Source organism: Rhodococcus sp. IEGM 1409 (genome assembly GCF_030056735.1).
Lineage (GTDB): Bacteria > Actinomycetota > Actinomycetes > Mycobacteriales > Mycobacteriaceae > Rhodococcus_F.
Window position 1 is genome coordinate 1 of the sequence record NZ_JASHKN010000023.1, and the last position, 573, is coordinate 573.

The 573-nt window shown below is 64.2% G+C and carries 1 protein-coding gene; it reads left to right on the plus strand.

All coding sequences use genetic code 11. The features are described from left to right. The coding region (locus QM716_RS29140) for an aminotransferase class III-fold pyridoxal phosphate-dependent enzyme (protein ID WP_283307718.1) at nt 1-573 on the plus strand (573 nt) is incomplete at both ends.

The window sequence follows — 573 nt, forward strand, 5'->3', positions numbered from 1 at the left end:
CTGGCACGAGGTGGGGCAGCCGGAGAAGACGATCATCGTCGGACGTCAGAAGGCGTATCACGGAATGCACGTTGCGGGAACGGCTCTGGCCGGTATTCCGGTGAACCGTGAGGGTTACGGCGAGCTGATGGCGGATGCGGCGACCGTCGGCTGGGACGATGCGAAGAGCCTGCTCGAGTTGATCGAGAAGATCGGTGCGAACAAGATCGCCGCGTTCTTCGCCGAGCCGATCATCGGTGCGGGTGGGGTGTATCTTCCGCCGGAGGGTTACCTGGCCGAGGTGCGTGACATCTGCCGCGAGCACGACATCCTGTTTGTGGTCGATGAGGTCGTGACCGGTTTCGGCCGCATCGGTGGTGAGTGGTTCGCGTCCACCCGTTTCGATCTGCAGCCCGACATGATGACCACGGCAAAGGGTTTGACGTCCGGTTACGTTCCGATGGGTGCGGTGTTCATCGCGCCGCGGGTGGCGGAGCCGTTCTATGCCGGTTCGTGGTGGCGCCATGGGTACACCTACGGCGGGCATGCCGGTGCCGCGGCGGCGGCGATGGCGAACCTCGACATTCTCGAGCG